The sequence below is a fragment of the Frankia nepalensis genome (genome assembly GCF_016786325.1).
GTDB lineage: Bacteria > Actinomycetota > Actinomycetes > Frankiales > Frankiaceae > Pseudofrankia > Pseudofrankia nepalensis.
Genome location: NZ_JADWYU010000145.1, coordinates 1 through 24,323, shown reverse-complemented (window position 1 = coordinate 24,323; position 24,323 = coordinate 1). Strand labels below are relative to the sequence as shown.

At 71.6% G+C, this 24,323-nt stretch carries 19 protein-coding genes; 5 read left to right on the top strand and 14 right to left on the bottom strand.

What is annotated here, in order from left to right; translation table 11 throughout:
- Window positions 1-132: 132 nt before the first annotated feature.
- From I6A81_RS22410 to I6A81_RS22385, 6 genes are all read right to left on the bottom strand, one after another.
- Window positions 133-762 carry a hypothetical protein gene (locus I6A81_RS22410; protein WP_203002858.1) on the bottom strand — a complete coding sequence of 210 codons (630 nt, stop codon included), beginning with the start codon at window positions 760-762 and terminating at the stop codon, window positions 133-135.
- A 200-nt stretch (window positions 763-962) separates the two neighbouring features.
- The gene (locus I6A81_RS22405; RefSeq protein WP_307874831.1) at window positions 963-2,669 is read right to left on the bottom strand and encodes an ABC transporter ATP-binding protein; all 1,707 of its coding nucleotides are present in this window, start codon (window positions 2,667-2,669) and stop codon (window positions 963-965) included.
- A gap of 59 nt (window positions 2,670-2,728) precedes the next feature.
- Entirely contained in the window at window positions 2,729-3,613 is an 885-nt protein-coding gene (locus I6A81_RS22400; RefSeq protein WP_307874830.1) for an ABC transporter permease, read from the bottom strand.
- Complete coding sequence (locus tag I6A81_RS22395) at window positions 3,610-4,569, bottom strand: ABC transporter permease (RefSeq protein WP_203002860.1); 960 nt, start codon at window positions 4,567-4,569, stop codon at window positions 3,610-3,612. Before I6A81_RS22395 ends, I6A81_RS22400 begins: the two co-directional genes overlap by 4 nt.
- Window positions 4,566-6,245, bottom strand: a complete 1,680-nt coding sequence (locus I6A81_RS22390) for an ABC transporter substrate-binding protein (RefSeq protein WP_203002861.1) — start codon at window positions 6,243-6,245, stop codon at window positions 4,566-4,568. Before I6A81_RS22390 ends, I6A81_RS22395 begins: the two co-directional genes overlap by 4 nt.
- 129 nt (window positions 6,246-6,374) lie before the next feature.
- Window positions 6,375-6,992, bottom strand: coding sequence for a TetR/AcrR family transcriptional regulator (locus I6A81_RS22385; protein WP_203002862.1), 618 nt, complete (start codon window positions 6,990-6,992; stop codon window positions 6,375-6,377).
- Window positions 6,993-7,077: 85 nt separating this feature from the next.
- Between I6A81_RS22385 and I6A81_RS22380 the strand changes: the two genes are divergently transcribed.
- On the top strand, window positions 7,078-8,043 hold the full coding sequence (locus tag I6A81_RS22380; protein ID WP_203002863.1) for an MsnO8 family LLM class oxidoreductase: 966 nt from the start codon (window positions 7,078-7,080) through the stop codon (window positions 8,041-8,043).
- A 122-nt stretch (window positions 8,044-8,165) separates the two neighbouring features.
- Here the strand turns inward: I6A81_RS22380 and I6A81_RS22375 are convergent, their stop codons facing one another.
- The 6 genes from I6A81_RS22375 to I6A81_RS22350 all read right to left on the bottom strand — a co-directional run bounded on the left by I6A81_RS22375 (window position 8,166) and on the right by I6A81_RS22350 (window position 14,067).
- Window positions 8,166-9,320 carry a magnesium and cobalt transport protein CorA gene (locus tag I6A81_RS22375; protein ID WP_238429035.1) on the bottom strand — a complete coding sequence of 385 codons (1,155 nt, stop codon included), beginning with the start codon at window positions 9,318-9,320 and terminating at the stop codon, window positions 8,166-8,168.
- Window positions 9,321-9,418: 98 nt separating this feature from the next.
- Window positions 9,419-10,189 (bottom strand): MerR family transcriptional regulator, encoded by a 771-nt coding sequence (locus I6A81_RS22370; RefSeq protein ID WP_203002864.1) that lies wholly within the window; start codon window positions 10,187-10,189, stop codon window positions 9,419-9,421.
- Between the two features lie 78 nt (window positions 10,190-10,267).
- Window positions 10,268-11,062, bottom strand: a complete 795-nt coding sequence (locus I6A81_RS22365) for an ABC transporter permease (RefSeq protein WP_203002865.1) — start codon at window positions 11,060-11,062, stop codon at window positions 10,268-10,270.
- Entirely contained in the window at window positions 11,059-12,015 is a 957-nt protein-coding gene (locus I6A81_RS22360; RefSeq protein ID WP_203002866.1) for an ABC transporter ATP-binding protein, read from the bottom strand. Before I6A81_RS22360 ends, I6A81_RS22365 begins: the two co-directional genes overlap by 4 nt.
- A gap of 124 nt (window positions 12,016-12,139) precedes the next feature.
- Window positions 12,140-12,985, bottom strand: coding sequence for an LLM class F420-dependent oxidoreductase (locus tag I6A81_RS22355; protein ID WP_203002867.1), 846 nt, complete (start codon window positions 12,983-12,985; stop codon window positions 12,140-12,142).
- A 164-nt stretch (window positions 12,986-13,149) separates the two neighbouring features.
- Entirely contained in the window at window positions 13,150-14,067 is a 918-nt protein-coding gene (locus I6A81_RS22350) for a zinc-binding dehydrogenase (RefSeq protein ID WP_203002868.1), read from the bottom strand.
- Between the two features lie 103 nt (window positions 14,068-14,170).
- Between I6A81_RS22350 and I6A81_RS22345 the strand changes: the two genes are divergently transcribed.
- Together I6A81_RS22345 and I6A81_RS22340 are read left to right on the top strand one after the other, a co-directional pair.
- A complete protein-coding gene (locus I6A81_RS22345) occupies window positions 14,171-15,097 on the top strand; it encodes a LysR family transcriptional regulator (protein ID WP_238429028.1) in 927 nt (308 codons plus the stop codon).
- 571 nt (window positions 15,098-15,668) lie between these two features.
- Complete coding sequence (locus I6A81_RS22340) at window positions 15,669-17,054, top strand: ABC transporter substrate-binding protein (RefSeq protein WP_203002870.1); 1,386 nt, start codon at window positions 15,669-15,671, stop codon at window positions 17,052-17,054.
- Window positions 17,055-17,154: 100 nt separating this feature from the next.
- Here the strand turns inward: I6A81_RS22340 and I6A81_RS22335 are convergent, their stop codons facing one another.
- The gene (locus I6A81_RS22335) at window positions 17,155-18,081 is read right to left on the bottom strand and encodes a phosphatase PAP2 family protein (protein WP_203002871.1); all 927 of its coding nucleotides are present in this window, start codon (window positions 18,079-18,081) and stop codon (window positions 17,155-17,157) included.
- Between the two features lie 517 nt (window positions 18,082-18,598).
- On the opposite strand from I6A81_RS22335, the gene I6A81_RS22330 reads away from it, so the two are divergent.
- A complete protein-coding gene (locus I6A81_RS22330; RefSeq protein WP_307874829.1) occupies window positions 18,599-21,301 on the top strand; it encodes an FAD/NAD(P)-binding protein in 2,703 nt (900 codons plus the stop codon).
- Between the two features lie 181 nt (window positions 21,302-21,482).
- Here the strand turns inward: I6A81_RS22330 and I6A81_RS22325 are convergent, their stop codons facing one another.
- A complete protein-coding gene (locus I6A81_RS22325) occupies window positions 21,483-22,718 on the bottom strand; it encodes an ABC transporter substrate-binding protein (protein WP_307874827.1) in 1,236 nt (411 codons plus the stop codon).
- 735 nt (window positions 22,719-23,453) lie between these two features.
- Between I6A81_RS22325 and I6A81_RS22320 the strand changes: the two genes are divergently transcribed.
- Window positions 23,454-24,119, top strand: coding sequence for a TetR/AcrR family transcriptional regulator (locus I6A81_RS22320; protein WP_307874826.1), 666 nt, complete (start codon window positions 23,454-23,456; stop codon window positions 24,117-24,119).
- The last annotated feature ends 204 nt before the right edge of the window (window positions 24,120-24,323 follow it).

Below are 24,323 nucleotides of genomic sequence, written 5' to 3'. Positions count from 1 at the left end.
TTCCGCCTAGCGATGGATGACTCTGGGTAACCGGCGGTTGTCGGTAGCCCTGGCTTTGAGTGGGTGCTGGGCGTTCTGGCTACGCAGGTTTCGGCGCCGCGAGTACTCGGCATTCTTGGATTCGGGGACCGCTTATCGAGAATGATGGCCGTCTGAGCCGTACGGGCTCAGCCGTGTCCCAACGCGTCCCGACGTGTTCAGGCGAGGGTGGCGCAGCGCGCCGTCCACCCGGTCGAGCGTGTCGGTCCACGGGTGGGCGGCTACCACGGGTATACCGAGGCGGGACGCACGTCGTACGAGTTGGGTGCCGACCAGGACGCTGACCCGGGCGCGCTCGTGCTGGTCGCCGCTGTCTGGCTCCCGTGTCCGGTAGTTGGCGGCGATGCGCTGCTCATCTCTGTCTTCCAGGACGACAGCGCGTACCGCGTCGCCGAACGGCACGGCGAGTTCCGGGAGTAGGTAGTCGCCCTCGAATACCACCGGCGCGCCCGCCTCGACGTGATCGGCGATCACCGCCTCGAAAGCCGGGCGCATCGTTTCGGCGACCGCGAAATGCAGGTCGCTGGTCTTTTCTGGCTGCCATGACAGCGTTTCCGGGTGGGTGTTCCAGTAGTGCAGTGCCGGCTGCTGTTGGCTCGTCGTCATGGCCGTGAGCGCGGTGACAATGTCGTCCGCCTCCGCCAGCGGTGTGGCGTACCGGATGGCCAACGCGACGGCCACGGTCGACTTGCCTACCCCGGAGGCGCCGCAGATGAGGGTCACTGTCCAGGGCGGCTGTCCGGCAGTCACTCCCATGAGGGTGCATTTTCGCCGATTCCCCGATGCTGCGCGAGGGAGTTTGCCGCCGGCCGCGCGCGCCGGTTCCGGCGGGAGGGGCGCCGCCAAAGGACACCTCAGGGAACGATGGTCTTCCATGCCGGTGCGGCCGGCGCCGCGCACCTCGAAGGGGCGTCGAGGTGCGCTCACCGCGTGGTCATGTCAGCGGACTCCGGCACGTCCTCGTCCCATGGCCGCGCCCGCCCCCTCAGCTCGGCGGAGCCGGGTAACCGCGGTACGGCGGCGACCAGCTGTTGGGTGTACGCGTGCCGCGGTCGCGTCAGCACCGGGCCGGTGGGACCGGTCTCCACCACGGCGCCGTCCTTCAGGACGAGCACGCGGTGCGCGAGGTGCCGCACGACGCCGAGGTCGTGGGAGATGAACAACAGGCTGGTGCCGTGCTCCCGCTGTATCTCGGCGAACAGGTCGAGGATCTGCGCCTGCACGGAGACGTCGAGCGCGGACACGGCCTCGTCCGCGACGACCACGGCCGGGGTCGGCGCGAGCGCCCGCGCGATGGCGACTCGCTGGCGTTGGCCGCCCGAGAGGGTGCGCGGATGCCGATCGAGGTAGGACGCGGGAAGGTGGACCTGGTCGAGCAGCTCCCGAAGGCGCCGTTCGCGGGCAGTTCCGTGAATGCCGACGCTGTCCAGGCCTTCGCCGATCACCTTCCGCACCGGGTAGCGCGGGTCGAACGAGCCCAGCGGATCCTGCGACACGAACCGCAGGTGCTGGCGCGACGGCCGCCGCGAGCGCTCTCCGAGCGCGCTCCAGGGCCGGCCGAGCAGGCGGACCTCGCCGTCGTCGGGCTGGACCAGGCCCAGCACGACGCGCGCCAGGGTGGTCTTCCCCGATCCTGACTCGCCGACGACGCCCAGGGTCTCCCCGCGACGAAGGGTCAGATCGACCCGGTCGAGCGCGACGAGCTCCCGGGAGGCGCCGCCGGCTCGCCGAGCGCGCGGGAGGCGGAAGCGCTTGGTGAGACCGTGCGCCTCCAGGACCACCTCGTCGCCCGGAGGCCTGGCCGGCAACGGGGCGCCGGTGACGAGCGAGTGCCCCCGCGTCGCGGCGGTCGGCACCGCCTGGAGCAGCTGGCGGGTGTACTCGTGCGCCGGCCGCGTGAGCACCTCCGCGGCGGCTCCTCGTTCGACGACCTCCCCGGCGCGCATCACCAGGATCTCGTCGGCGAGCTGGCCGACCACGGCGAGATCGTGGCTGATCAGCAGGAGAGCGTCGCCGCGTCGCTTCCGCGCCCCAAGCAGCTCGAGCACCTGGGCCTGGACCGTGACGTCGAGCGCCGTGGTCGGCTCGTCCGCGATGAGCAGGTCAGGAGCGGCCGCGATCGCGGAGGCGATCAGGACCCGCTGGCGCTGGCCCCCGGACAGCTGGTGCGCCCGCTGGCCTATCCGGCGTTCGGCGTCCCCGATGCCGACGTCGCGCAGGAGTTGGAGCGTCCGCTGCCTCGTCGAGCCCGCGCCCACGGCCGAGCCCGCGGCCGCGACCGCGGCGCGATGGGTGCGCAGAACCTCGGCGATCTCCTGCCCGGCCGTCCGGAGCGGGTCCAGGGAGAGCAGAGCGTCCTGGTGCACGAAACCGACGCGTCGGCCGCGGACTCGGCGCCACCCACGTTCGCCGAGGGCGGTGAGATCGGTGTCGCCGAGGGTCAGCCGACGCGCGGCGTACGCGCCGGAGCGGGGGAGCAGCCCCACGATCGCTCGCGCGGTCACGGACTTGCCGGAGCCCGACTCGCCGACGAGCGCCACGCAACGCCCGGGAACCAGCGTCAGGCTGACGCCCCGCACGATCTCGGTCGTCGTCCGGCCGTCGCTGAACCGGATCCGCAGGTCCTCCACGACAAGCGGCGGACCGGGGCGCTCTCGCGGCTGCCTGGCCGGCGCGGCCGGCCGGGCGCTCACAGCGGCTCTCGGCTTTCCAGCCGGCGCTGCGCGCGCCTGCCCAGCGTGAAGATCGCCAGAACGAGGCTGGTCAGCGCCAGCCCGGGGAACACGGAGATCCACCAGGCGACCCGCAGGTAGTTGCGGCCCTCGGAGAGCATCGCTCCCCACTCCGGGCTCGGGGGCGCGAGGCCCAGCCCGATGAAGCTGAGCGCGGCGGCGCCGAGCGTCGCGCCGCCCAGGCCGACGGTGGCGAGCACGGGCACGGCGGCGATGGCGTGGGGAAGCACGTGGCGCGCCACCACCACGCGGCGGGGCAGGCCCAGGGTCACGCCGTGCTCGACCCATCCCTGGCCACGCACGACCTTGGTCTGCGCACGCACGACCCGGGCGAACCGGGGCACGGAGGAGACTCCGAGCGCGAGCACCAGGTTGCCGCTGCCTGGGCCGGTGAAGGCGATGAGCACCATGGCGAGGAGCAGCCCCGGGAAGGCCGAGAGGATGTCGAGGAACCGGGTCAGGATCTCGTCGAGCCACGACGACGCGAGGCCGGCGAGCAGACCGAGCGGCACACCGGCGACGATGCCGACGGCCGTGGCGGCCAGCGCGATGAGGACGGAGTAGCGCGCGCCGTGGATCACGCGCGCCAGCACGTCGCGCCCGAGCTGGTCGGTGCCGAGAAGGTGGGCGGCGCTCGGTGGCTCGAGCGCCCGCGACGGGTCGGCCGCGAGCGGGTCGGCGACGCCGGTCGCGCCCGGCCACACGACGATCAGGAGCGTGAGCGCCAACCCGGCGGCGGTCGCGATCAGGACCGGATCGACGCGTAGCTGACCGACGCGTAGCTGACCGACGCGGCGCTGACCGACGCCGTTCGGCCGATCGTCGGGAGCCACGGCGGTCACGACGCGGCTCCCACGAGCCGGGGGTCGATGACCAGCGACAGCAGGTCCACGACGGTGCTGACGACCACGAACACGAACGCGGCGAGCAGCGCGACGCCGAGGATCGTCGGAATGTCCTTCGAGCTGATCGCCCGGAGCGCCACCTGGCCGATGCCCGGTCTGCCGAAGACCTGCTCCACGATCACCGCGCCGCCGAGCAGGTTCCCGACGGCGAAGCCGGCCAGGTTCAGGGTGGGGATGCTCGCGTGCCGCAGTCCGTGGCGCACCCGCAGCCCAAGGTCGCTCACCCCGCGGGATCGCACGGTCAGGGCGAACGGCTGTTCCAGTGCGCGCTCGAGCCCGTCTCGCAGCACCGGGGCCAGACCGCCCACGGCACCCAGCGCCAGCGTCAGGCTGGGCAGCACCAGCGCGGACAGGTCGCCCGCGCCGGCGACCGGAAACCACGGCAGCGTGAAGCTGAAGACGAACAGGAGCAGGATGCCCACCCAGAACTCGGGCGTCGACGCGAGCAGCAGCTCGCCCGCGCCGGCCAGCCGGGTCAGGAGCCGTCTTCCCGCGGTGAGCGTGGTGATCAGGATCGTCAGCAGGGCCGCGAGGGCGGTCGCCGTCACCGCCAGTTCGACCGTGCTCGCGAGCTGCGCGCCGATGACCTCGGTGACCGGCCGCTTCAGCACGTACGACGTGCCGAGGTCGCCGTGCAGCAGCCGCCCGAGGTAGCCGGCGTACTGGACCAGGAGCGGCCGGTCCAGGCCCCACTCGGCCGCGATCACCGCGCGCACCTCGGGGGTGTCGTGGCCCTGCCCGATGAGCAGGCGCACGATGTCGCCGGGCGCGGCGTGGACGGCGAAGAACGTCAGGGTGACCGTGCCCCACAGCACGAGGACGAGCGACCCGAGCCGGCGCGACACGGAGACGACCGGGCCCAGGATCGCCTCCGCCGCCAGGCCGCGGATCATGCGCGGTCGCGCCACACGTCGTACAGGTTCGACGGCTCGCCGAAGTACGGCCTGGCGGCGACGCCGTGCACCCAGCGGCCCGCGGCGATCTGGCTCTGGCCCTCGATCAGCGGCAGCACGAGGAACTGTTCGAGGATGACGTACCGCTGCAGCGCCCGGTAGGCCTCGGCCTGCTCGGCCGGGTCGGTGCTGCTCGCCGCCTGTGCCAGCCACTCCTCGGTCTTGGCGTCGGAGAAGTTGCTGAGGTTGACCGCCCCGCCCGCCTCCTTGGCCAGCCAGTGCCACTCGAGGGCGGTCGCCCCCTCGCCGCTGATCGAGTTGTCGGACGCGCCGTAGTCGACGGCCACGAAGTGGTCGATCCAGGTGCCCTGGTCGACGGACTGGATGTCGAGGTGGAAGCCGGCGCTCTGCCGCAGCTGCGCCTGCAGCGCCTGCAGGACGACCTCGTGGCTGTCGGCGGTGAAGGCCGGTGTGGTGTAGATGCTGATGGTCAGGCGTGCGCCCGCGGCGTTGACGCGATAGCCGTCGGAGTCGCGGGCCGCCCAGCCGGCCTCGTCCAGCAGCCGGTTCGCCAGCGCCGGGTCGTTGCCGTAGGTGCCCTCCAGGGCCGGGTCGTACAGCGCCACCTCGGCGGAGTTGACGTTCGACCAGGCCCGCTCCCGGTTGCCGCGGTAGACCGACTTCAGGATCGTGTCGACGTCGGCGGCGGCCACGAGCGCCTCACGGACCCTGATGTCCTGGGTCGGCCCGGCCGAGGCGTTCAGGTAGAGCGACCACGGGGAGCCCGTCGTGCTCGACGACTGGTACTCCAGCCGGTCGTCCCCCTTGACGACCTCCACGTCGTTGCCGCCGAGGCCGTCGATCACGTCGACCTGCCGGGAGGTCAGCGCGCCCAGCCGGACCGACGCCTCGGGGAGGAACCGGTAGGTCACCGAGTCGAGGTAGGCGGGACCCGTGTGGGCGGCGATGCTGGGCGCCCAGTCGTAGTCGTCGCGGCGGACCAGCCTGACCTCCTGCCCCTCGGTGAAGGAGTCGATCACGAACGGCCCGGTCCCGGCGACGCCCGGCCCGCCGGCGGTGATGTCCGGGCTGTCGTACGCGCTCGGCGCGACGAGGAACACCGACGACACATAGGCGAGGAACGGGCTGTAGGGCTCCGTCAGCGTGAAGGTCACCTGGTGGGGGCCGGCCACGTCGACCGAGGCGAGCTTGGCCAGCGGCCCCTGCCCGGCGGCCTGGCTGTCGTAGTCCGGGTCGTTCAGCTTGGCGAAGTTGGCCTTCACCGCGGCGGCGTCGAGCGCCTCGCCGTTGCTGAACGTGACGTCATCGCGCAGCGTGAAGGTGTACACGAGGCCGTCGTCCGAGACCGAGTAGTCCGTCGCGAGCAGCGGCACGTACCCGCCCCGCGCGTCCCGGGTCAGCAGCGACTCGTAGGCGTTGAGGAACAGCGGCCGCACCCTGGTCTGGCCGTTCAGCTGCGGGTTGATGGTGTCGGGCTCGACCTCGAAGGCCCAGGTGACCGAGCCGCCCGGGACCGCCTGACCGGTTGCGGCCTGCGGCCCCGGGTCGGCGTCCGAACAGGCACTGAGCGTCAGCGTCGCGCAGACGACGAGGCCGAGGGCCAGCACCCTGGGCCGCCGGAGCCCGGGAAAGACACCGTTCGTGCGCAGAGCCATCGGCTCCTCCTGAAGACGTCGACGCGACCGCGAGAAACGTAGGGTGCCTACGCTTCTCGCCATGGTTCACATCGGAACGGCTTCAGGGACGGCTTAGCCTCGAAGTCAGCGGTCTGGCGAGAACTTCTCTCACATCTGCGGGGACGACGTGATCCCGTCGAGGGCGAACCGCAGGACGATCCGGCTCTGGTCGTGCTCCATCGGTGACGTCTCGCGGATCCAGGCCGACGACAGGATGATCGCCCACAGCTCCTCGGCGGTCACCGATGGCTTGACCTGCCCGGCGGCCTGCGCGCGCTTCAGCAGGCGGAGCGCGGCGGCGTGCATGGCCTGGCAGGACTCGTAACCGGGCGATCCCTCCGCGTAGTACGCGGCGTGGAGCAGGGTGGTCAGACCTCGAAAGAGGCTGGCGTGCGCCACCGCGTCCTCCACCCATTCGCGCAGCGCCTGGATGGGTCTGGCCGCTCCCGACAGCTCCGCCGCCCGGGCGGTCAGCCGACCGAGGCTTTCCCGGATGAGGGCGTCGACGAGGATCCCGCGGCTGGGGAAGTGCCGGTACAGCGTGGCGATCGAGACGCCGGCGGTCCGCGCGATGTCCTCCAGCGAGGCGTGCGTCCCGTCCCGCGAGAACGCCGCGTGGGCGGCGACCAGGATCGCCTCGTAGTTGCGCCGGGCGTCGGCGCGCTTGGGCGGGCTCGCGACGAACGCGCTCGGCGCCGCGACCGCCTGCGCCTGGGCCTGGGCCATGCTCCGGATCATACCTCCGGTAAACGTAGGCACCCTTGACTTATCGGGTAGGGTCCTCGATTGATCAACCATGGAGGGAGAAGGCATGAGGCTGGGCGTTCATGACCCCGCGCCGGTCTGGCGGGGAGCGACGCCGGGTGACGCCCTGCGGGAGAGCGTCGAGCTCGCCAGACAGGTCGAGCGGCTCGGCTACCACCGCTACTGGGTCGCTGAGCACCACGCGACCCCTGCACTGGCGAGCTCGAGCCCCGCGGTCCTGGCGAGCCACATTCTCGGCGCGACCTCGACGATTCGCGTCGGCGCGGGCGTCGTGCTCCTCCCGTACCACTCGCCGCTGACCATCGCCGAGCAGTTCGGCACGCTCGCCGCCCTGCACCCGGGGCGCACCGACCTCGGCATCGGCCGCGGCCAGGGCGGCCCGGAGGAGGCCTCGCGGCGGCTGGGGCAGGGCAGGCGCCAGTCGTACGCCGAGCAGTTCGCCGAGCTCGCCGCCTACCTCGACGGGACGTCGCCGCTGCCCGCGAGTCCTCGGGCCGCCGCGTCACCGGAAATCGTCATCGTCGGCAACAGCGAGTCCAGCGCCGAGTTCGCGGGCCGCGCGGGCCTGCCCTACATCTACGCGGAGCTGTTCCGCCCTGGCCTCGCCGCCCCCACGCTGGCGCTGTACCGCAAGGCCTTCCACCCGACGCCGGACCGGCCGGCACCGGTGGCCGGCGTCGCGGTGGGCGCCGTGCTCGCCGACACCGACGAGGAGGCCCTCCGGCTCGCCCGCGCCTTCGTGCTCGGCCAGCTGATCATGCGGACGGCGGATCCGCACACCCTGCTGCCCACGGCGGACGAGGCGGCCAGCATCGGCCTGACCGCTGCTCAGGAAGCCTTCGTCGCCGAGAAGCTCGCTCCGACGTATGTGGGCAGCCCCGCCACCGTCGAGCCACGATTTACTGAGCTCGTCGAGTCGTCGCGTGCCGAGGAGCTCCTCGTCATCAGCCCGATCCCGGGGCTCGACCACCGGACGCACTCCTACGAGCTTCTCGCCAGCCTGCTGCGCTGAGTGCGTATGGCCCTCTCGGCCAACGAGCCAGACACCTGCCGTCTGCCCTGCCTGGCGCGGCTGCCCGATCCTGGCCTCAGCGCCTGTCACAGGCCGTGAGCGGCGGAGTTCGGACGACGGGCCTATAGCCAGCCGTTGCGTTTGAAGGCGTGGTACAGCACGACGCAGGCCGTGACCATGAACGTCAGGACGGCGGGGTAGCCCCACTCCTGGCGCAGTTCGGGCATGTGGTCGAAGTTCATGCCGTAGATGCCGGCGGTGGCGGTGGGGACGGCGGCGATCGCGACCCAGGCGCTGATCTTGCGCATGTCCTGGTTCTGCGCGACGGAGACCTGGGCGAGGGTGGCCTGCAGGAGCGAGCCGAGCAGGTCGTCGAATCCGGCGACGCGTTCGGTGACGCGGTGTACGTGGTCCTCGACGTCGCGGAAGTAGCTGCGTACCTCGGGCGGGATCGGGCCGACGTCGCCGTCCGGGTCGGCGAGCGTACGCAACGGGGTGGCCAGCGGCAGCACGGCGTGCTTGAACTCGACCACTTCCCGTTTGAGCTGGTAGACGGCCCCGGCGTCGGGGAAGCGGGTCCGGTGGTCGAACACGGCGTTCTCGAGAGCGTCGATGTCCCGCTGAATGAGATCGGCGACCTTCAGGTAGTCGTCGACGATGTGGTCGGCGACGGCGTGCAGCACGATGGCGGGCCCGCGGGCGAGCAGGTGAGGACGTGCTTCCAGCCGGGCGCGCAGGGTCTGCAGTTCGCCGTGCGCCCCGTGGCGGATGGTGATCACGAAGTCGCGGCCGACGAAGAGCATGATCTGCCCGGTCTCGACGATCTCGGAGGTGGCGGAGACCTTCTGATGATCGACGTAGCGGATGGTCTTCAGCACGGCGAACAGGGTGTCGTCGTAGCGTTCCAGCTTGGGGCGCTCGTGGCGCTGGGTGGCGTCCTCCACCGCGAGCGGGTGCAGCCCGAAGGTGGCCGCGACCGCGGCCAGGTCATCCTCGGACGGCTCGTACAGGCCGAGCCAGACGAAACCGTCCCTGCCGGCGCGCGCGGAGCGCAGCGCCGCGTCGAACCCGCGCGGGTGCGGGTCACGCTCGCCCCGGCGATACACCCCGCACGCCACGACCGAGTCGCGCGTACCCAGGGGCGGGCCCTGCAAGCTGGAGGTGCGACGCCGAGGGTGCACCAACGACACCGGCTTGCGTAGGGCGCTGCCCAGCCGGCCGGCACCGTCCCGGAGGGCGGAGGCCGGGGTGGGCGCGGGCCGGCGCGACCCGGACATACCGTCGTGTTCCCCATCCACGGGGCAAAGCCTACGGTGATCGACGGCGGCGCGATCCACTGGCCGTGACATCTTCCCCACGGCTGTGTCGGACTGACCTATGGCTGTGTCGGACTGATCCGCTCGAGCTTGGTCCAGCCGCGCCAGCCGCGTTCCTCGAGCAGTTCCAGGAGCCGGCGGGCGATCGGCATCGAGTCGAGGAAGACGGAGTCGAGGAGCCGCGCGAGCTCGTCGGGCATCGCCTCGTCGTGGTTCTCCCATTCCGCGGCGTCGGCCTCGATGAGGGCCACGAGCCGGTCGCTGACGGCCGCCACGCGCGGGTCGTCCGCCGCCCAGTCGATCGCGGCGGCCAGATCGCGGTAGAGCTCGACCGTCGCCGGGTCGTCGAGTTGCTGCTGCTTCACCTTCATGTAGAGCGGCATGTGCTCCGGGAGCTGGGCGGCCACCAGGATCCAGGAATCCCGCTCGCCCTCGATCATCGGTTCCGGCAGTCCGATCCCGCGCAGCCGGTCGAGGTAGGCCACCGCCTCGGGCGGCAGGGCCAGGCTGTCTCCGGCCGCCAGCTGCGCGATCCGCTCGCGGTGCCGTTGCCGCTCCCTGATCTCCGCGCGCAGGCGCCGGTCGATGTCGGCGACGGCGGCGGTGAACTCCTCTTCGCTCGCGGCCAACAGCTCGTGGACGCGGGCGAGCGGCACGCCGGCGTCGGCGAGCGTACGGATCTTGATGAGCTCGACGACGGCGCGGGCGTCGTAGCGCCGGTAGCCGGAGTGGTCGCGCTCCGGCTCCGGCAGGAGGCCCTTGGCGTGGTAATGCCGCACCGCGCGCACGGTGACGCCGGCGTACGACGCCAGCTGGCTGATCGTGAGCACCGCGCCAGTCTCCTAGTCGGCCAAAGGGTGTGTAAGGATGATCTTTCTTTGCATACCCGGCGGCCGTTCCCGGGCACACTATTTCGCGGGCACCCGCAGGAACAGCCGACGCGACCAGAGGTAGCCGAGCAGCGCGATCAGGACGCACCAGCCGATCGCGAGCCACAGGTCGGAGTCCGTCGAGGCGCCGGTGACGAGTGCGCGCAGCGTGTCGATCATCGGGGTGAACGGCTGGTGCTCCGCGAACTGGCGCAGCCCCGTGGGCATCGCGTCGGTCGGCACGAAGCTGCTGCTGATGAACGGGAGGATCACCAGGAACAGCGGCGTGTTGCTGGCCGTCTCGACGCTGTCCGCCGCCAGGCCCATGCCGACGGTCAGCCAGGTGAGCGAGAACGCGACGAGGATCAGCAGCGCGATCGCGCCGAGCCAGCCGAGCGGGCCGGCGTCGGAGCGGAACCCGAGCAGGAACGCGAACGCCGCCACGATCACCACGGCGCCTCCGGTCTTGAGGACGGCGCCCAGCACGTGGCCGGTGAGCACCGACGCCCGGGCGATGTTCATCGTGCGGAACCGGGCGATGATCCCGGTGGTCATGTCGCTCGCGGTCGAGATCGCGGTGCCGAGCGCGACGCTGGCGACGGTCATGAACAGGATGCCCGGCGTGATGAACACGAGGTAGTCGCCGCGGTCTCCGCCGCCCTCCTGTCCCGGCAGGCCGGCACCCAGGGTCCCGCCGAACACGTACACGAACAGCAGCAGGAACAGGATCGGCTGCGCGACCAGCATGATCGACAGTGAGGGGTAGCGGCGTATGTGCAGCAGATTGCGCCGCAGCATCGTCGCCGAGTCGCGGACGGTGTAGGTGGTGCTCATGCGGGGATCTCCTGCGCGGTGGGCGCCTCGGCCGCGTGGCCGGTGAGCGCGAGGAACACGTCGTCGAGATCGGCGGACTCGACCGTCAGCCCGGCGACGCCGTCGTCGTCGAGGCCGTCGAGCACGCGGCGCAGCCCGGCGAGGCTGCCGTCGGCCGGGACCTGCAGGGTGAGCGCCTCGGCGTCGGCGGTGGCTTCGGGATGCGCCGCCGCCGCGGCGGCCAGCCCCGCGGCGTCGGTGAACTGCACCGACACGTGCCCGCCGGGCACCCGCCGCTTCAGCTCGGCGGCCGTGCCCTCGGCGACCAGGCGGCCCTTGTCGAGAACCCCGATCCGGTCGGCCAGCTGGTCGGCCTCCTCGAGGTACTGCGTCGTCAGCAGCACGGTCACGCCGTCGGCGACCTGCTCGCGCACGATCGCCCACAGGTCGCGACGGCTGCGCGGGTCGAGACCGGACGTCGGCTCGTCGAGGAAGATCAGCCGAGGCCGGGCGATGAGCGTCATCGCCAGATCCAGCCGCCGCTTCATGCCGCCCGAGTAGGTCTGCGCCCGCCGGTCGGCCGCGTCGGTGAGGTCGAAGCGTTCCAGCATCACGGTGACGGCGGTGGTCGCGGCCGCTCGGTCCAGGTGCGCCAGGTCGGCCATCAGCCGCAGGTTCTCGCGGCCGGTGAGCAGCTCGTCGATCGCGGAGAACTGCCCGGTGACACCGATCGCGGCGCGCACCCCGGCGGGCTCGCGGCGCACGTCGAAGCCGGCGACGCGGATCTCGCCGTCACCGGGGGCCAGCAGGGTGGAGAGAATGTTGACGATGGTCGTCTTGCCGGCGCCGTTGGGCCCGAGGAGCGCGTAGACGGTGCCCTCCGGGACGGTCAGGTCGACGCCGTCCAATACGGCGTGGTCGCCGTAGGACTTGGTGAGCCCGGCAACCTCGATCGCGGGGTTGGTAGCGGTCATGCCGCCATGCTGGAACCCTGACGCAGGGTCAAGGTCAAGCCCGGATACGCATGAAGGGGAAAACGTCGGTAGCCGGACACCTCCCGCGTCGCTCGCGGCAAAGGGCCGTGTGGCGCCGCGCCGGTCAGTGGGGGAGGGAGGCGTGCCGTTCCAGGAAGGCGGCGACGTCACCTTCCGATTCGATGGGCAACGGGTACACAAGGAGGCGGTCGACGCCGAGTTCGGCGTATCGGCGCGCCGCGGCGGCGGTGACCTCGACCGGGTCGAGCTGCATGTAGATGGTTTCCAGGCGGCCGAGCCGGGCCGGCCGCTCGACCTCGGTCGCCGCCGCGGCGAGCCCGGACAGGTGCGTGACGAGGTCGGCGGCCGTGCCGTTGCCGAACCAGCCGTGCCCGCGAGCGACCGCGCGGCGGTAGGCGGCCTGGCTGTGGCCACCGATCACGATGCGGGGGCCTCCCGGCCGCACGGGCCGTGGGTGGGCGTCGATGTTCGCGAACGCGACGTACTGCCCGTCGTAGGCGGGCTGGGAATCCAGCCAGAGCGAGGTCATCGCGTCCAGGTACTCGTCCGTGCGGCGGCCTCGGCCGGCCATCGGCACCCCGATGGCGGTCATCTCCGGTTCCAGGTAGCCGGCGCCGACACCGAGCAGCACCCGCCCTCCGCTGAGCACGTCCAGGCTCGCCACCTGCTTGGCGAGAACCAGCGGGTTGCGCTGGGGAAGAATGACGATCCCGGTGCCCAGCTCGAGCCGCCGGGTGACGGCGGCCACGTAGGCGAGATGCAGCAGGGGATCGAGGATCGGGTCCGTCGCCTCCATCGGCGACGATGGCACCCGGGGGCTGGGAAGGACGACATGCTCACCGGCCCACCAGGAGCGGTATCCCAGCTCCTCGGCCAGCCGGGCCAGACGGACGGTTGCCTCCGGGCCAACCGTCGCCTTCGCGTTCAGGCCACTGACACCGAGTTCCACACGCACGCTCCTTGAGGACTTTGCCGGGTCGCCAGGTCGCTGAGCCGGGCCGAGGGCGTGGTCACCCGCCGCGCCGCCCGCATCGGCGGGTGGTCTGACGGCACCGCGAACCTGGCGCGACGACCCATGGATATGGGTGTTTGTCGGGGTGCTGACGCTGTTCGTCAGTGCGGGATGTCGAGCACGGCCTTGCCCGTGACGCGGCGGGACAGCAGCGCCTCGGCGGCCTCGGGTGTTCGCTGCCAGGGGCCGCGCCAACCGATCTGGGGATCCAGCTCGCCTCGGTCGAGCAACCGGACGAGGTAGGCGAGGTCTTCGGCCAGTCCAGGGTCCATGACGAACGGCTCGATCCGCCGCTCGCCGGACCGGTGGCGTTCCCGCTCGAAGTCGATGATGGTCGGCTGGCCGGACGCCTTACCGATGGACAGCAGGACCCCGCCCGCTTCCAGCAACGCAAACGCCTCGGCGAGCTGCTGTCCGCCGACGTTGTCCAGAACCCCGTGGACCGGTCCGGTCACCTGTTCCGGGCCGATGACGATCTCGGCGGCACCGAGCTGGCCGAGGCCCTCGCCGCGCGCCGGGCTCCCGACCGACGCGACGACCTCTGCGCCGGCTCGGGCGGCCAGCTGCACGGCGAACCGCCCCACCCCACCGGAAGCTCCGGTGATCAGGACCCGGCGGCCCAGGACCGACCCGAGTCGACGGACCGCCCGCAGCGCGGTCACCCCGGCGACGGGCAGCGCCGCCGCGGCGCCCGGATCGAGCCCGACCGGCAGCACCGCCAGCTCCGCGGTGGACACGGCGCGGCGGCGCGCCCAGGCACCGTCCCAGCCGAAGGTCACGACCGGCGTGCCAGCCGCCGGGCCGGAGCCGTCCTCGGCCGCCGAGACGACGATCCCGGCGGCGTCCCACCCGTGAACCTCGCCAGGGCTGGCCCGCCCTGCCCGGTAGGCCAGCTCGCCGAAGTTCAACGAGAATGCCCGAACCTCGACCAGCGCCTGGCCAGGACCGGGAACGGGTTCGGCCACCTCCGCCAGACGTAGGCCGGCCGGCTGGTCCGGGTCGTAGACGAGTGCCTGCATGGCGCCTTCCTCGGGACTGAGCGCTGGGGCGATCCGGTGCCGCCAGACCACCGTGCCCAGCTTCTTCGTGCCGGTCCAAGACCTGTTGCTATAACCAATGGTTATGGACGTGCACGTGCGGGATCTCCGTTATTTCGTGGCGGTCGCGGAGGAGCAGAGCTTCACCCGGGCGGCAAGTCAGCGGCTGTTCATCTCCCAGCCCGCGCTGAGCAAGCAGATCCGCCAGCTGGAGCGGTCGTTGCGGACCACCCTGTTCGAGCGGAAGGGGCGAACGCTGCGACTGACGCCGGCCGGAGAGGCACTGCTGCCACATGCCCGGCGGCTCGCCCAGGACTGGGAAGCCGCGCTGCTCGCCGTCTCGGAGGCGTCGGCCCAGGCCGGCGCGATGGTACGGGTGGGCTTTCAGACGCGGATCGGTCGCGGGCTCGTCCCGGCCGTCACCGCGCGGATGCACCAGCGGCTTCCCGGCTGGAAGCTGGTCTTCCGCCAGGTCTCCTGGGCCGACCCCACGGTTGGCCTGGCCCAGGGCGAGGTAGACGTCGCGATCGCCTGGCTGCCCATGCCGGACACTGGCGCGCTTTCCTGGCGGGTCGTGGCCCGCGAGGAGATATGGGTAGCGGTGGCGCGCGGCCACGACCTCGCCGGCCTGCCCATGGTGCCCTTCGCCGACCTCGTCGACGAACCCTTCATCGCGCTGCCGCGAACGGCCGGCGCCCAGCGGGACTTCTGGCTCGGGACAGCCGCCCGGCCGTTCCCGGCCGTCATCGCCGGAGAAGCCGAGACCGCGGAGGAGTCGTTCGAAGCGGTCGCCGCCGGACTAGGGATCACCCTGCTCTCCGCCGGCAACGCCGACATCTACCACCGCGACGACATCGTGTGCCGGCCAGTCAGCGGACTGCCGCCCAGCGAACTGGCCGTCGTCTGGCGCACGGGCGACAACCGACAGTTCATCGACGTCTTCGCCGACGTCTGCTGTGCCTGCTCCCATCCCATGGCCCCGGCCAGCCCCGCGAGCGAGCCCAAAGCCTGACCGGGCCGCCCGCCGGTCACCAGGACCGCCGCTGAACTCTCCTGTTCGGCCCCGCTCGCCACCATCGCCACCCACAGCTGTCCGGCGGCGAGGACGAAACGGAGCCGTGCTGTCGGCCGGACAGCGGTATCCGAATCCGCCCGGTCCGCCGCGCCGAGGACCCGACGTCACCTGTGTCACCGGCGCCGCCACCTGGCTCATCGATTTCGCCACCCGCGCCACCCGTGCTACCACGGCCGTCCACTGCCTCCAGACCGGGGACGCGCGCCGAACCCATCCATGCTGAAACTATGTTCTACACCTTCGAGCTACTGGGCACGGCAAGGGGTGCTGCCTCCGGCGGCCGGAGTGCTCCTCGAGTCCAGAGAAAGAGAACCCGGATCTAGTATGTGACGCGCGGCATGTCTAGGGTGCGGGCATCGCGCAGACCGGAGGCGCACCACCTGATGGGGGGCATGTTCCGGCTCGCCGACACCGCCACGGCACATCTGGGCCCCGGTGTCGGCGTCCGCGTCCGCGCGGCCCGGTTCAGCGCCGGAGGGTTTACCGGTTTCACATGGAAGGCAAGAAAATGCTCGGTGAGACAGAGTCCCGGACTGCCGACGCGTCCTTATCCGGCTCGCGGCGGTCACCGGAGCGCCGCGCGCCGCGCCCCCGCTGGAGCGTCGCGGGCCTCCCACGGAACCGGCTCGGGTTCGAGCCGCCGAGACTGCCCCGGTTACTCGTCGCTCTGGTCGCGGTGCTCGCCACGGCCTGTTCGGCATCGACCGATCAGGCGAGCAGTGACCCCGGCGCCGACGGCTGCGACACGCCCGGATACAGCGCCGGTGAGATCCGGCTTGGTTTCGTCTACCCGGACTCCGGTGCGGGCGCCTCCGCGCTGGCCGCCGCCCGGAGCGGGTTCATCGCGCGGATCGAGCAGGCAAACGCGGCCGGCGGGATCCATGGCCGCAAACTTGTCTATTCCTGGCGGGACGACGGCAGTTCGCCCACCCAGAACCTGGAAGCCGTCCGCGACCTGGTCGAGAACGAGAACGTGTTCGGCATCCTCGAGGCGTCGATCAGCGCGGCCACCGGAGCCGAGTACCTGCGAGAACACAACATCCCGGTGGCCGGCGTCCCGGCGGAACAGTTCTGGGCCGACCCGCAATACCGCAACATGTTCGCGTACGCGTACCAGTTCACCGACGGACCGTCGGTCTCGACGTACGGCGAGTACATAGAGGCGCAGGGCGGCACCCGGGCGGCGGTGATCGAAAATGATGTCAGCCCGGTCGATCACGACGTCGCGACGAGGATCACCAGCAGCCTCGCGTCGGTGGGCATCCCGACGGTGCCCAACCGCTTCGTCTTCAACCCGACCATCACCGACCCGGTCCAGCTGGGCGAGAAGCTGGACCAGGCGAATGTCGACGTGGTGATCACCACCACCAACGGCTCCGCCCTCGCCGAGATCGTGCGAGGCGTGAAGGCGGCCGGCGCCCCGGTGAAGGTCGTTTTCGCGGCCAACGGGTACGACAAGGGCCTGCTCACCCAGTACGGCAGCGCGCTCAGCGGCCTGAGCGTGGCCACCAGTTACGTCCCGTTCGAGTTCGGCGGCCCGGCCCACCAGGCCTACCTGCGCGCGATGCAGTACTACGCGCCCGAGCTCCTGCCGCCCGACCAGCAGCTTGCCCTGGTCGCCTACATCGACACCGACCTGTTTCTCTACGGGCTGGACAAGGCCGGTACCTGCCCGACCCGCGACTCGTTCATCGACACCCTGCGGGCCAGCACCTACGATGCCGGCGGCCTGCTGCCGGGACCCGTCGACCTGACCAGGGACTTCGGCCAGGTCAATCTCTGCTACACCTTCATGAAGATCAACGCGACCGGCGACCGTTACGACGTCGTCCCGAACCCGAACGCCACTCCCGAGAACCCCAACCGCTGGTGCGGCCACCGGCTGAACCAGTAGTCCCGTCGCCTGCCGCCCGAGCCAGCCCCGAGGCGCGAGCCGTTCCGTGGCGTCGACGCGATGTTCTTCCGGCTGGACCCCGGCGTGGGTACCGGCGCGGTCAGGTGAAGGTCGCCACGCTGACCGCGCCGAAGATCAGCGTCAGGCCGCCAAGCGCGGTGACGGTGAAGGTGGCCAGGGGGCGAAGCCCGGTATCGGCAACCCACTTCCGTACGGATGGGCCGCTTGCGAGGAGGGGGAGCGCGGTTGTGGGCAGTCGGGCGGCCAGCGCGACGGTCACCAGCCAGCAGGCGCCGAGTACCCAGCCGGCCAGGACGTCGCTCGGGTAGTGGACGCCGAGGTACACGCGTGACAGGCCTACCGCGACGGCGAGGACGCCGGCGGTCACCCAGGCGGTGGCCCGCAGCGTCCAGTTGGCCGTAGCCATCGATGCCAGCCAGGCCACCGTTCCGAGAACGACGAGCGCACTGGTCGTGTGCCCGGACGGGAACGAGTGTCCTGTCTGGGCCACGACCTGGTACATCGGGTCGGGCCGGTCACGGCCGATCAGATTCTTGATGCCGGAGACGAGCAGTGTCCCGCCGGTGCTGGCGACGACGGCGAGTACGACCGGGCGCCAGGACCGCAGCCGCAACGCGACGGCGGATGCCGCCACGGCGAGAACGGCGACGAGGAGGGCCTGGCCGCCGATGTCGGTGACGCGCAGGACGACGGTCTCGACCGTGTCGGTGCGCCGGTGGGCTATCCACGCGACGGTTGGCCGGTCGACGGCAGTGAGGTCGTCGTCGTCATGCACCTCGTCCAGGATCTGCAGAAAGATCGCGGTCAGCGTGAACGCCGCCGCCATGCCCGCGGCGAGGACGAGCAGGCCACGCGACGCCGGGCTCGTCAGCCAGAGTGGCAGTCGTCCGCGCGTGGACCAGCCTTGGAACCTACGCGCGGCCGGTTGCGCGCAGAGCACCGCGCCGTAGGCGACCGCCACCGCGGCAAGCGCCAGCGCCAGGCTGACGAGGGTGGTTCCGCTCAACGAGGCTCTCCTTCGATCGGATACTCGATCATGTTCTCCGCGGCGCCGAGACCCTGGTCGCGGCGGTGCGCCGTCGCGGTGGTCGGCCCGGGAGTGGTTGGCCCGGGAAGGGCTCGGGCCTACGGTCGCGCGGCCCATGGTTGCCGCGCGCCAGGGCCGCCGCCCACCCGCCGCGTTCCGTGATGGGGAGCTATGGGCCGAATGCGCCGCCCTCGACGAGGATAGGCAGGCCGATGCCGATCAGAACGACACACCCAGGTGACCGATGAGATCCACTCGCTCACCGGCGTGACACCTCGCCCGTTGGAGGTGTTGGTCGAGGCCGACCGCGCGGCCTACACCCCGCCGGGCTAGGTGAGCCTGGCCGGGTTCCTGGTCGGCGGGCGCTGGTCGCGGATGGGCCTCGCGGCCACATCAACGGGTTGTCGGTTTGTCGATCTGGGCCACGGATTGCCCCTGCCTGGGCTTAGCCTGGTACTGATCGGAATGGACGGGAAGGAGATCTTTCGATGCCCAGGTGTCCGCACACATCCTGTCGACGGTCCCGATGAACGCGCCGGTGGTCGTCGCGGTAGTGGGTGGTGGGGCCAGCGGTTGCCTCGCGGCCACCCAGCTGGCAAGAACCGCGGCGGTTACCGGCCGAAGGTTCACGATATTGCTCGTCGAGCCGGACGACCTCGGTGAGGGCCTGGCTTATCGGACCCGGGATCCGCGGCACCGGCTCAATGTCCCGGCCGCGAAGATGAGCGCATTCGACGATGACCCGCAGCACTTCCTGCGCTGGCTTCGCCGGCACGTCGCGGTCGACTTTCCTTTCAGTGGTTTCGCGCCCCGCCAGTTCTATGCCGACTACCTCCGCCACACGCTGGAGGAGACGCTGCGCGCCGCGACGCGGGTGCGCTGCGAGCAGGTGCGGGCCCGCGCGACGGGCGTCCGCCGGCACGGCAGCCGGCTGCGGCTGACGCTCGACGACGGGACCAGCCATCCGGTCGACGCCGTCGTCCTGGCGATCGGGCACGGCGCCGCGACGACGTCGTGGGCTCCGCCGGCGCTCGCCCGGTCGCCGCGGTTCGTCGGTGATCCGTGGCGGGCGGATGCCCAGCCTCGCGTCCCGGCCGGCGGCGAGGTGCTGCTCGTCGGCTCGGGCCTGACCATGGCCGACATGGCCCAGCGCTGGAGCCGGGCCGGCGTGCGCCTGCACGTGACCTCGCGGCACGGGCTGCTTCCGCTGCCCCACGCGCTGGACCCGGCGCCGCCGCTCGCCGCCCCACGGCTGCCCGACGGGCCGGTCAGCCTCGCCCAGGCCCGCCGGCTTGTCTTCGATCACATCCGCGCGGCCGGTGGCGACTGGCGGCGGGCCGTGGACGCGATGCGCCCGGTGACGGCCGAGCTGTGGTCACGCCTGGACGCCGCCGCCCGTTCCACCTTCGTCGCCACGACGATGCGGCGCTGGGACCAGGTCCGCCACCGCGTCGACCCGGCCATCCACGCCTGGCTGGAGCAGCGCCGCGCCGAGGGATCGCTGGTCACGCACGCCGCGCGGGTCGTCGACGCCCGGGACACCGCGGCCGGCGTCGAGGTCTCGCTGAGCGACGGCTCCCGGGTACTCGCCGCGGCCGTGATCAACTGCACCGGCGCGGGCGCCGGCGTGCGGACCAGCCATGACCCCCTGGTCATGAACCTGCTCGCCTCGGGCCTCGCGACCCCGGACAGCCTGGACCTGGGCTTCGCCACCGAGAACGGGCGGCTGGTCCCGGCCGACGGCCCCCGGCCCGCGATCTGGGCCATCGGGCCGCCCCGCCGGGGGGAGCTGTGGGAGAGCACGGCGATGCCCGAGATCCGCGGCCAGGCGGCCGCGCTCGCGCGCGCCGTCCTGGCCGCCCTGCCCGGGCCACGCACCGTCCAGCGGGTGCGCGACCCCTATGGCCTGCCGCTGACCGCCAGCCCGGCGGCCGCCGATCGCTACGTCGCCGGGCTCGGACGGATCCTGCGGGTGCGGTCCGGAGCCGAGACGCTGGTGGCCGAGGCGGTCGCGGCCGACCCCCAGTTCGCCCTCGGGCAGGCGGTGCTGGCGCTGCTCGGTGCCGAGTGGGGCGCCGACGTCGACGTGGAGACGGCGCTGCGGGACGCGCAACGCCACGCCGGCCGGGCCGACGAGCGCGAGCGGCGCTTCATCGAGGTCGTCGCCGCCCGCATCCGCGAGCCGGGGGCCGGTTCGGCCGCGGCCCTGCTGAGCTACATCCAGGCGTACCCGGAAGACGCCCTGGCCGTCAGCATCGCCGTGCCGACGATCGCGTTCAGCGGCGCGACGGAGATCCCGGCCGAGGCCTGGGCCCTGGTCGAAGGACTGGCGGCCGTCTACCGCGACGACTGGTGGTACCGGGGGCTGCTCGCCTTCACCCGCCAGGAGCAGGAGAACTGGGACGAGGCGGCCGAACTCGCCGCGCTGGCGCTGGCCGTCGAACCGACCGCCGGTCACGCCGTCCACGCGAAGACCCACGTCCACTACGAGACCGGTGACCACGAGGCCGGGCTGGCCTGGTTGGACGCCTGGATCTCGACGTCGGGGTCTGACTCGTCGCAGCGGGCGCACTTCGCCTGGCACGCGGCCCTGCACGAACTCGCGCTCGGTGACGACAACGCGGCCCGGGCGCGTTTCTCGGCCCAGCTCTCGCCGCCGGCCGTCTCCGGCGTCCGCGCGCTGATCGACTCGGCGTCGCTGCTGTGGCGCGGCGTCGCGGCCGGCGCCTGGACGTCGGTGGAACTCGGACCGGTGCTGGAGACGGTTCCCGCCGCGTTGCTCGTCGATCCGCCGACGCCCTTCGTCGGGCTGCACTCGGCGGTCGCGCTGGCCGCCGCGGGGGACTGCCGCCGGCTCGCGCAACTGCGCCGGTCCGCGGCCGCCCGGACCAGCGCGGTGTTCACCGACACCGTGGCGCCGCTGGCCGACGCCCTGATGCACCTCGTGCACGGTGATCCCGACCGGGCCACCGACGCGCTGCTCGCGCTGCCCGGCGTCGAGCGGCTCGGGGGCAGCGCCGCGCAGCGCGAGATCGTCGAGGACACCACGATCTACTGCGCCATCCAGGCCAACCGGCCCGAGATCGCCCGGTCGCTTCTGCAGACCCGGCTCGACCGCCGCCGCTCCCCGCGCGACATGCGGCGCCGGGCGCAGCTCCTCACCGAGCAGCACACCGCGCACTCGTCACGGCACGAGTGAGCGGTACTTCACCCCGGGCCGGCGGCAGCGGGCGGGGCCAGGGAGACGGTGGGTAGGAGCCCACAGGTGATGTGCCGGTGCCGGTTCGGCTGCTCCGATCGTGACATCTACCGGAGCAGCCGAACCGGCTGTCGACCGTCGGCGCGCAGTTGGGGCGGCGTCCTGTCAGTCCGGGATCGGGTCAGTCCGGGATCGGGCTGGAGCCGGTCACGTCGAAGGCGGTGGGGTTGCCCTTGTTGTCCAGGGTCGCGGTCAGGCCGCCCCGGACACAGACCGCCGGTGACTTCGGGTACGCCTTGCCGTTGCAGCGGAACTTCAGGCCGGCGGCACCGGGTAGGTCGATCTCCGGCATCGCCTTGATAGTGGCGTTGACGGTCGCCGGGGTGATGTCCCCGGTGATGTTGTCGAGCGATGCCACGAGGCCGCCGAGGACGACGAACATGCCGCGGCCGGCGGGGGCGGCCTGGTCGATGTCGTCACCGTAGGTGTCGAGCACGGTGTTGTAGAGCGTGGTGGAAGGCTCGTCTCCGCCGACTGGCACGCTGGCCCCGATGACCATCCCGTCGAGCACCTCGGCGGAGACGGCCTCGCGGGTCGCGTCACTGAGGCACTGCGAGATCGCGCTGATGGTGCCGTCGTAGCCGACGGCCTTGAGGCCGTCGAAGGCGCTGATGCAGAAGGCGTCGTTCCCGACCACGAAGACGAGGCCGGCGCCGCCGTCGAGCACCGTCTTCATCTGCGGGGTCATGTCGGCGGTGCCCGGCGGGACCGTGACGAGCTGGTATTCGAGGCCGTTGTCTTTGTAGCGTCCTGGTGCGACCCGCTGCGCGACCTCGAGCGCGTTCGGCACGTCGATCACGATGGAGGCGACCTTGTCGACGCCCTTGTCCTTGGCGAGGCTGATCGGCAGTTGCAGGGTCGTGAAGCTGGGGTCGCCCAGGATGTAGGACGTGTCGTCGGCCAGGATGGCCGGGTTGCCGGCACCGAAGATCATCGTTGGGATGCCGGCGTCGGACAGTGGCTTCCAGACGCTTTCCGTGACGGAGGACTCGCCGACGGCTACGGCGACGACATCCTTCTCGATCATCTGGTTGCCGCAGTCGGCGCCCCTGGCGGGATCGGACTGGGTCTCACAGCTGACGATTTCGATGGGCCGGCCGCCGATGCCGCCCTTGTGCTCGTTGAAGTACCTGGCGGTCGCCTCCGCCACGGCGAACTGGACCGAGTTGTCGACAGCGGCGGACTTGCCGTCCGAGACGACGCCGATCTTGACCGGCTCGCCCGTCGCCTGGTCCAGCGGACCCAGCGGGTCCGCGCCGATGCTCGGGCTTCCGCTGGCAGGCGTGTCGCCGGCGCCGGCGTCGGACCCACACGCGGCGACGAAGAGAAGCAGGGTCAACGGCACGGCTAAGAGCATGCTCAGCGAATGTCGTGGTGCCGGCTTTCGCCTCGAACGGCCGAGTGGAACGCTTTTGTTCCGCATAGCTCCTCTTGTCATGGTGTTTGCGCACGGCTGAATCAGCCGCGCGCAGGGGCTGCGTGGATGGGCTTGGGATTAACGACGTGGGGTTATTCGGAAACCGGCTGGTGTGCGGCATCAACGTCGCACTACGAATGAGGGTCAATCCGCGTTCGCGGCGTTGACCGTCCCCTGATCCAGGGGTTAGCTGCTGAACCCGCCGACCTTCTCGATTTCGGCAAGTTCTCGGCTCGCTCCAGCGATGATCACAATCTTGCCGGTCAGGCCCAGTCCCTCCTGGCGCTGCGCGGTGAGACGACCCGCGCCCGCCATTTGACCAGTGTTCAAATGGGAGGGTAACACAGCCCGACCCCAGCGGATCGTGATCAAATCGGGCAGACAAGGCTCGGCGGCGCGATTCCCTGGATGGCTCGACCACGACGCCGTCCGCGACTGACCTACCCCTGCCGCGTAGCCCTCGGAACCCTCGAGGGCGCCGCGAACCGCGGCAGGACGATCAGGCGGCTTGCCCGCGCTCCGCCGCTTGGTCGCTTCGCGCAGCCGGCCGCTGACAGGCTCGACGAGCGCGCTGTGGCTGATGATCAGGCCGACATGTCGCCGTCGACGGCGACCGCCACGGCGGCCCGCCCCCGGGACCGTTCGGCGCGGTTGAGTGGTCGCTACGGTGGGCGAGTGGCGCGTCGTGAGGGGGAGCAGGTGGCCGCGAGCCCGGTGCCGCGGGGACGGCTGGACAAACGGCAGGCGATCCTCGAGGCCGCCTTCGACGTGTTCGCCCGCGAGGGTTACGGCCCGGCGAGCGTCGAGGTGATCGCGACGGCCGCCGGCGCGGCCAAGCACACCGTCTACAACCACTTCGGGGACAAGCTCGGGCTGTTGCGCGCGGTGATCGCGGCCGAGGCGGAGCGCACGGTCACCCGGAATCTCGCCGCCCTGGACGGCCTGCGCGCACCGGCGCCCGATGTGCGGACCGCGTTGGAAACGACCGGATTTCGGCTGTTGCAGTGCTTCAACGACGACCGTTCCTCGGCGATGCGGCGGCTGGTGTACGCGGAGATCGCCCAGGCCCCGGACCTGCTCGATCTGCTCCAGGGCCAGACGGTGGACACCGTCACGGAGACGTTGGCCGACCGCCTGGCGCGCCTGGCGCTGGCGGGCCAGTTGAGCCTGGACGACCCGGTTGAGGCGGCCGAGCAGCTCAAGGCGCTCCTGGTGGGTCCCACGGAGGGGCGTTCCCGGTTGGGCACGCGGCACGTCCCCGACGCCGACCTGCGCAAGGTGGCGCGCAGCGCGGTGGCCACGTTCCTGCGGGCTTTCGGCCCGGGCACCCGGCCGCTCTGATCTCCACCCTTCGGTCGTGATCGTCGGCGGGCCGCGCTGGACATGAGGCTGGCCCCTGAGGCGACGGGACCGGCCTGCTGAGGGCCGCCTAGTTCCGTACCCACCGACGTCCACCCGGCCCCTGCCCACCCGTCCGGTGAGTGGCGGCCCCGAAGTGTGCGCCCCCACCCCCGGGGCGGGCCCCCGGGGGGGCGGGCACTCGCG